We start from the raw sequence: 7849 nt of genomic DNA, 5'->3' as shown, positions 1-7849 counted from the left end.
GCCCGGCGTACAGCCCGACGGTCCGCCCCGCGTGGTTCGTCCGTTCCCAGCGCCCGCGCCCACCGGGCGCGACGGCGCGAAGCCCGGCGGTCCCGGCCCGGGCGAGACCGGCGGCCAGCGCGAAGGATGTGGCGATACGGGAGATCATCCCGCCACCTTACGACCTGTCAGCCGTCCGCCCGGGCCGTGGCGAGGAGTTCCTCGGCGTGGGCCCGGGCCGTTTCCGAGTCCTCCTGTCCGGCCAGCATGCGGGACAGCTCCCGGATGCGGTCCTCGCCTTCGAGCACCTTCACACCGGAGCGGGTCACCGAGCCGTCATTGGTCTTCTCGACCAGCAGCTGGCGGTCGGCGAAGGCGGCGACCTGGGGCAGATGGGTGACGACGACGACCTGGGCGGTCTTCGCCAGCCGGGCCAGGCGCCGCCCGATCTCCACCGCGGCCTTGCCGCCGACGCCCGCGTCCACCTCGTCGAACAGGTACGTCGGCACCGGGTCCGTCCCCGCGAAGACCACCTCGACGGCCAGCATCACACGCGACAGCTCACCGCCGGACGCGCCCTTGGCGATCGGCCGGGGCGGCGCGCCCGGGTGCGGGGCGAGCAGCAGCTCGACCTCGTCGGCGCCGGCCGGCCCGTAGGCGACCGCACGGCCGCCCACCTCCACGCCCTCGGGGTCCTCGGTCTGCCGGATGGCGAACGACACGCGCGCGTGCGGCATGGCCAGCGAGGCCAGCTCGGCGGTCACGGCGGCGGCGAACCGCTCCGCGGCCTCCGTCCGGGCGTCCGTCAGCGCCTGGGCGAGCCCGCCCAGTTCGGTGCGCAGCGCGTCCCGCTCGGCGGTCAGCTCACCGATCCGCTCGTCGTCGGAGTCCAGCTCGGTCAGCCGGGCGGCACCGCGCTCGGCCCAGGCGAGCACGGCGCTCACGTCCTCGCCGTACTTGCGGGTCAGCGCGCCGAGCGCGGCCCGCCGCTCCTCCACCGCCGCCAGCCGCAGCGGGTCGGCGTCCAGGTCGTCGGCGTATCCCGCCAGCTCCCCGGCCACGTCACCGAGCAGAATGCCGATCTCGCCGATGCGGTCGGCGAGCGCGGCCAGCGCCGGATCGTGCGCCCGCACGGCCTCCAGGGCCCGCTGGGCGCCCGCGACGAGGGTGGCCGCGTCGATGCCCTCGGGGTCCTCCGGGTTGGCCGCGAGAGCGGCGTGCGCGACCGTCGCGGCGGACGCCAGCGCCTCGGCGTGCCCCAGCCGCTCCGCCTCCTCGGCCAGCTCCGCGTCCTCACCGGCGCGCGGCTCGACCCCGGCGATCTCGTCGAGGCCGTAGCGCAGCATGTCGGCCTCCTGGGCCCGCTCACGCGCGCGCGTGATGATCTCCTCGAGCTCGGCGGAGACGGCCCGCAGCCGCCGGTAGGCCTCGGCGTACTTCGTCAGCGGCACGGCGACCGCGTCGCCCGCGTACCGGTCGAGGGCCTGCCGCTGCCGGGACAGTTTCAGCAGCCCCTGCTGGTCGGTCTGCCCGTGCACGGCCACCAGGTCGTCGGCGAGCTCGGCGAGCAGCCCCACGGGCACGCTCCGCCCGCCCAGGTGCGCCCGGGAGCGCCCTTCGGCGGAAACGGTACGGCTGATCAGCAGCGCCCCGTCGTCGAGCTCGGCGCCGGCGTCCTCGGCCCGTACGGCGACGGAGGCGTCCGCGGGCACGGTGACCCGTCCCTCCACGACCGCCTTCTCCGCCCCGATCCGCACCAGCGCCGGATCCGCGCGCCCGCCCAGCAGCAGCCCCAGGCTGGTGACCACCATGGTCTTGCCGGCCCCCGTCTCCCCCGTGACGGCGGTGAAACCGGGCGACAGCTCGACAACGGCGTCGTCGATCACCCCGAGCGACCGTATACGCATCTCCTCCAACACGTACCTGACCTTACGAGGTCAGGGACGGAGAGCGCACACAGGCCGCGCATGTCACCCACGTGAGTGCCCCGCCGAAGGGGGCGGAGCTGTATCGACATGCGGCTCCGCCGCGTGGGCGCGACAGGCCACGACGTCGCCGCGGCCGCGCGCGTCCCCTGCCACCCCTTCGGGGGCGCTAATGCGGCGCCCCGCGCCACCCGGACACCGGCAGCGCGAACTTCGCGACCAACCGGTCGGTGAACGAAGCGTGGTGCAGCCGGGCCAGCCGCACCGGCACGGCCCCCCGCCGCACCTCCACCCGCGCCCCCGCGGGCAGCTCCACCGTCCGCCGCCCGTCGCACCACAGCACTCCCGGGGGGACATGCGGCAGCACCTCCACGGCCAGGACGGAGTCCGGAGACGTCACCAGCGGCTTGGCGAACAGCGCGTGCGCGGAGATCGGCACCATCAGCAGCGCCTCCACCTCCGGCCACACCACGGGCCCCCCGGCGGAGAAGGCGTACGCGGTCGACCCGGTGGGGGTGGCGCACACGATGCCGTCGCAGCCGAACCCCGTCACCGGCCGCCCGTCGATCTCGAGCACGACCTCCAGCATCCGCTCGGCGGACACCTTCTGCACCGCGGCCTCGTTCAGCGCCCAGTCGGTGTGCACGATGTCGCCGTTGCGGTGCACGACCACGTCGACGGTCATGCGCTCCTCGACCTCGTACGCCTTGCTGACCACCCGGTCGACGACCTTGTCCAGGTCGTCCCGCTCGGCCTCGGCGAGGAACCCGACCCGCCCGAGGTTCACCCCGAGCATCGGCACCCCGGAGGCCCGGCCGAACTCCGCGCCGCGCAGCAGCGTGCCGTCACCGCCGAGCACGATGAGCAGTTCGCACCCGTCCAGGGACTGCGGGGTGGCCTCCTTGACCAGGTCGACCTCGTCCGGCAGCGGCAGGTCGCGCGCCTCGGCCTCCAGGGCGCGTACGCCGATCCCGGAGCGCAGCAGCCCCTTGACCACGAGTTCGGCGCTGCGGATGGCGGCCGACCGTCCGGTGTGGGCCAGCAGGAAAACGGTTCGTGCTCGGGTCTGTGTCAACGCGGCCCCTCCGCCACTGCACGGTCAACGTCGGCCGGGTCCAGGGCGGGCGCCCCGGCACGCAGCCACAGAAAGTATTCGACGTTCCCGGACGGCCCGGGCAGCGGACTCGCGGTGACACCCCGCACTCCGAGTCCCAGTTCCCACGCCTTCCCGGCCACGCCCCGCACGGCTTCCGCCCGCAGTTGCGGACTCCGTACGACACCCCCGCTGCCCAGTCGTTCCTTCCCCACCTCGAACTGCGGCTTGACCATCATCACCAGGTCGGCGTCCGGTTTCGCGCACCGCGCCAGGGCGGGCAGCACCAGTCCGAGCGGGATGAAGGACAGATCTCCGACGACAAGATCCACAGGCTCCCCATCGATCGCTTCGAGCGTCAACTCGCGTACGTTCGTACGGTCCTTGACGGTGACGCGTTCATCCTGCTGGAGAGTCCAGGCGAGTTGTCCGTATCCGACGTCGACGGCGACGACGTGAGCGGCGCCCGCGCGCAGCAGGACGTCGGTGAAGCCTCCGGTGGAGGCTCCGGCGTCCAGCGCCCGCCGCCCCTCGACGACGAGTCCGAGCGGCACGAAGGCCTCGAGCGCGCCGGCGAGCTTGTGGCCGCCCCGGGAGACGTAGTCGGGGTCGTTGTCGTCGGCGGCGACGACGATGGCGGCGGCGGTCTCCACCTGCGTGGCGGGCTTGGTCGCGACGGTCTTGCCGACGGTGACCCGCCCGGCGGCGATCAGCTGGCCGGCGTGCTCACGCGAGCGGGCGAGCTTCCGGCGGACCAGCTCCGCGTCCAGACGGCGGCGTGCGACTCCTGCCACGTTCGGTTCAGCTCCTGTGTTGGTACGACGGTCGGTACGGCGGTGGGGGCGCGGGCGGTCCCGGGCGGGCGTCGAGCGCGGTGAGCGCGTCGCGCAGTTCCCGGTGTACATCCTCGTACACCTGGAGGTGTCCGTCCGTGGTGAGGTGGTCGGCGTCGCCGAGCCGCTCCAGGGCCGCGTCGGCCCCGGCGTCGCCGGTGGGGGTGCGGGGCACCTCCAGAGGGGCGGGGGCGGCGGGGTCGTACCCGGTGTCCGCGGCGTTCTCCTGCGCGGCCGCCGCTTCCTCCCCTGCCTCCGTCCCGGTCACAGAGTCGCTCATGCCCAGACGCTACCGCGAAGCCCTGGGGTACCGTCGGTCGCGATGGCCACGATCGAGGAGTGCCGCAGCGCACTCGAGAAGCTCTCGGACAACATGACGGACGCCGAGGGGGACGTCCGCGAGGCGGCGGCTCTGGACCGCTCGGTGAGCTGCCACATCAAGGACCTCGACGTCACCTTCGTGGGGCGCCTCACGGACGGCCGGATCGAGGTGCGGGACACCGTCCAGGGACCGCCGCCCGAGAAGGCCCGGATAAGGCTCGCCATGACCGGCGACGACCTGGTCGCGCTGGTCGGCGGGGAGCTGAACTTCGCCACGGCGTGGGGGTCGGGCCGGGTGAGGCTGGAGGCGAGCCTGCTGGACCTGTTCCGGCTCAGGAGGCTTCTGTAGCCCCCACGCGCACGCGTGCCCTGCGCGCGGCCGGCACCACCAGCGGTGTGCCGGTCTCCGGGTCCTCGACGACCTGGCAGCGCAGTCCGAAGACCTCCTCCACCAGCTCGGCGGTGACGATGTCGTTCGGCGCGCCCTGCGCGACGACCTTCCCGCCGCGCAGGGCGACGAGGTGGGTGGCGTAGCGGGCGGCGTGGTTGAGGTCGTGCAGGACGGCCACGAGGGTGCGGCCCTGCTCCTCGTGCAGTTCGGCGCACAGGTCGAGGACGTCGATCTGGTGCTGGATGTCCAGGTACGTGGTCGGCTCGTCGAGCAGCAGCAGCGGCGTCTGCTGGGCGAGGGCCATGGCGATCCACACGCGCTGGCGCTGGCCGCCCGACAGCTCGTCGACATAGCGGTCGGCGAGTTCGGCGACCCGGGTCCGCTCCATGGACTCCTGTACGACCCGCTCGTCCTCGGCCGACCACTGGCGCAGGATGCCCTGGTGCGGGTAGCGGCCCCGGCCCACCAGGTCGCCGACGGTGATCCCGTCGGGCGCGATCGAGGACTGCGGCAGCAGCCCGAGGGTGCGGGCGACCTTCTTGGCGGGCATCGACTGGATGACCTGCCCGTCGAGCAGTACCCGGCCCCGGCTGGGCTTGAGCATCCTCGACAGCGCCCGCAGCAGTGTGGACTTGCCGCACGCGTTCGGGCCGACGATCACCGTGAAGGAGTTGTCGGGGATCTCCACCGACAGTTGCTCGGCGATGACCCGGTGGTCGTAGGCGAGAGTGACGTCGTCGGCGGTCAGGCGGTTCACGGTGCTCCTTCGGTTGTTCGCTGCGGTGCTGCGGGCGCTCATATCCGGCCGGCCCTGCGCTCGGTGACCAGCAGCCACAGCAGGTAGACGCCGCCGAGTACCCCGGTGACCACGCCGACGGGCAGCTGGTCGGCGCCGAAGGCGCGCTGCGAGGCCCAGTCGGCGGTGACCAGCAGGGTGGCGCCCATGCACAGGGAGGGCACCAGGTTGGGGCCGGGCGAACGGGTGAGGCGGCGGGCGAGCTGCGGCGCGGTCAGGGCGACGAAGCCCACGGGGCCGGCGGCGGCGGTGGCGGCGGCGACCAGCAGCACGGCGGAGCCCATCAGCAGCAGCCGTACGCGCTCCACACGCACCCCGAGGGCGTGGGCGACGTCGTCGCCCATCTCCAGCATCCGCAGCCCGCGCGCGCCCGCGAGGACGAGCGGGACGAGTACGGCGCACAGGGCGAGCAGCGGCCGGACCTGGGTCCAGTCGCGGCCGTTGAGGGAGCCGGTCATCCAGACCACCGCGCGGGAGGCGTCCACGAAGTCGGCCTTGGTGATCAGATAGCCGTTGACCGCGGTGACGACCGCGGAGACGCCGATGCCGACCAGGACCAGCCGGTAGCCGTGCACGCCCTGCTTCCAGGCGAGCAGGTAGAGGGCGATGCCGGTCACCAGACCGCCCGCGAACGCCCCGAGGGTGACGGCGGTGGCGCTGCCCGAGAACAGGACGATGACGGCCAGCGCGCCGGCCGTCGCGCCCTGGGAGAGGCCGAGCACGTCCGGGCTGCCCAGCGGGTTGCGGGAGATGGACTGGAACAGGGCACCGCCGAGTCCGAGGCAGGCGCCGACCAGCAGCCCGACGAGGACGCGCGGCAGCCGCAGTTCGCGGACGATGAACTCCTGCCCCTGGCCGCCCTGCCCGACGAGCGTTCCGAGGACGTCGGCGGCGGACATCGGGAAGTCGCCGGTGCCGATGAGCACGACGCCCGCGGCGAGCGCGGCGGCGAGAAGCAGGCCGACGACCGTGCAGGTGCGGACGTCGAGGCGGAAGGACAGCCCGCCCGGGGTGCGGACGGCCCGTGCGGTACGGGGAGTGCCGGTGGTCTTCACAGCTGGGCCGTCCTCCGCCGCCGTACGAGCAGGATGAACACCGGGCCGCCGATGATCGCGGTGACGATCCCGACCTGGATCTCGGCGGGCCGGGCGACGATCCGGCCCACGACGTCGGCGCCGAGCAGCAGCACGGGCGACAGGAGGGTGGCGTAGGGCAGGATCCAGCGCAGGTCGGGCCCGGTGAAGGAGCGCACGACGTGCGGGATCATCAGCCCGACGAACACGATCGGCCCGCAGGCGGCGGTCGCGGCCCCGCACAGCACGGTCGCGGCGAGCATGGCGAGCGCCCGGGTGCGGTTGAGGTGGGCGCCGAGGGCGCGGGCGGTGTCGTCGCCCATCGCCATGGCGTTCAGCGGCCGGGCCAGCAGCAGGGCGAGCACCGTGCCGGCCGCGAAGAACGGCAGCACCTGGACGATGGTCGCGTCGGTGGCGGAGGCGAGCGAGCCCACGGTCCAGAAGCGCATCCTGCCCAGCGCCGCACCGTCCATGATCATCACGGCCTGGAGGTAGCCGTAGAGCGCGGCGCTGATCGCGGTGCCGGCGAGGGCGAGCCGGACGGGCGTGGCGCTCCGGCTGCCGCCGAGGAACCACACCAGCGCGCCCACGGCGGCGGCACCGAGGAAGGCGAACCAGACGTAGCCGCTCAGGCTGGTCACACCGAGGAACGTGATCGCGGTGACGACGGCGGCGGACGCGCCCGCGTTGATGCCGAGGATGCCCGGGTCGGCCAGCGGGTTGCGGGTCAGCGCCTGCAGGACGGCCCCGGCCAGCCCGAGCGCGGCCCCGGCCAGCAGGCCGAGGACGGTACGGGACAGCCGCTCGCCGACCACGACGTCGCCGTACGTCCCCGAGTCCTGGAACAGGCCGTGCCAGACCTGCGCCAGGGACAGTTCCTTCGCGCCGATCGCGATGCTCGCCAGGGCGACGAGGACCAGGATCGCGGCGGAGACGAGGAGCCCGAGCGAGCGCACCGCCGCGCGTCTCGGGGGCGCGGCGGCGGCCACGCGTTCTTCTGGGGGACTGTCGACCAACACGAGGTTAGGTTAGCCTACCCTCCCCATGTGCTCGACGGTGCGTCAGGCTCCTGCCGTCCGCGGTCGGCTGCCGACGTAGGCCGCGAGGTGCTCACCGGTGAGGGTGGAGCGGGCGGCGACGAGGTCGGCGGGCGTGCCCTCGAAGACGATCCGGCCGCCGTCGTGGCCGGCTCCGGGGCCCAGGTCGACGATCCAGTCGGCGTGCGCCATGACGGCCTGGTGGTGCTCGATGACGATGACCGACTTGCCGGAGTCGACGAGCCGGTCGAGCAGGCCCAGCAGCTGCTCGACGTCGGCGAGGTGCAGGCCGGTGGTCGGCTCGTCGAGGACGTAGACGCCGCCCTTCTCGGCCATGTGGGTGGCCAGCTTCAGCCGCTGCCGCTCGCCGCCGGACAGCGTGGTGAGCGGCTGGCCCAGGG

The 7849-nt window shown here is 73.7% G+C and carries 9 protein-coding genes; 1 reads left to right on the top strand and 8 read right to left on the bottom strand.

Annotated elements, in window-relative coordinates:
• Positions 1–167: 167 nt before the first annotated feature.
• The 4 genes from recN to RH94_RS20275 all read right to left on the bottom strand — a co-directional run bounded on the left by recN (position 168) and on the right by RH94_RS20275 (position 4110).
• A complete protein-coding gene (gene recN / locus RH94_RS20290; RefSeq protein WP_073948939.1) occupies positions 168–1886 on the bottom strand; it encodes a DNA repair protein RecN in 1719 nt (572 codons plus the stop codon).
• A gap of 187 nt (positions 1887–2073) precedes the next feature.
• A complete protein-coding gene (locus RH94_RS20285) occupies positions 2074–2979 on the bottom strand; it encodes an NAD kinase (RefSeq protein ID WP_073948938.1) in 906 nt (301 codons plus the stop codon).
• Positions 2976–3791, bottom strand: a complete 816-nt coding sequence (locus tag RH94_RS20280; protein ID WP_073948937.1) for a TlyA family RNA methyltransferase — start codon at positions 3789–3791, stop codon at positions 2976–2978. Before RH94_RS20280 ends, RH94_RS20285 begins: the two co-directional genes overlap by 4 nt.
• 7 nt (positions 3792–3798) lie before the next feature.
• Positions 3799–4110: a hypothetical protein gene (locus RH94_RS20275; RefSeq protein ID WP_073948936.1), complete on the bottom strand. Its 312-nt coding sequence runs from the start codon at positions 4108–4110 to the stop codon at positions 3799–3801.
• A gap of 42 nt (positions 4111–4152) precedes the next feature.
• Here RH94_RS20275 and RH94_RS20270 point away from each other — a divergent pair, with 42 nt between their 5' ends.
• Entirely contained in the window at positions 4153–4500 is a 348-nt protein-coding gene (locus RH94_RS20270; protein ID WP_073948935.1) for an SCP2 sterol-binding domain-containing protein, read from the top strand.
• Here the strand turns inward: RH94_RS20270 and RH94_RS20265 are convergent.
• The 4 genes from RH94_RS20265 to RH94_RS43990 all read right to left on the bottom strand — a co-directional run.
• Positions 4484–5341, bottom strand: coding sequence for an ABC transporter ATP-binding protein (locus RH94_RS20265; RefSeq protein WP_073948934.1), 858 nt, complete (start codon positions 5339–5341; stop codon positions 4484–4486). The genes RH94_RS20270 and RH94_RS20265 overlap by 17 nt on opposite strands.
• Complete coding sequence (locus tag RH94_RS20260) at positions 5338–6393, bottom strand: FecCD family ABC transporter permease (RefSeq protein ID WP_073948933.1); 1056 nt, start codon at positions 6391–6393, stop codon at positions 5338–5340. The genes RH94_RS20265 and RH94_RS20260 overlap by 4 nt, the downstream gene beginning before the upstream one ends.
• Positions 6390–7430, bottom strand: a complete 1041-nt coding sequence (locus RH94_RS20255) for a FecCD family ABC transporter permease (protein WP_073948932.1) — start codon at positions 7428–7430, stop codon at positions 6390–6392. Before RH94_RS20255 ends, RH94_RS20260 begins: the two co-directional genes overlap by 4 nt.
• A 42-nt stretch (positions 7431–7472) precedes the next feature.
• On the bottom strand, positions 7473–7849 hold a 377-nt coding region (locus tag RH94_RS43990), incomplete at its 5' end, for an ATP-binding cassette domain-containing protein (RefSeq protein WP_234425902.1).

Origin of the sequence: Streptomyces kebangsaanensis (genome assembly GCF_001906585.1) — a bacterium.
GTDB classification, from domain to species: domain Bacteria; phylum Actinomycetota; class Actinomycetes; order Streptomycetales; family Streptomycetaceae; genus Streptomyces; species Streptomyces kebangsaanensis.
This window is presented reverse-complemented; position numbering and strand designations above follow the sequence as displayed.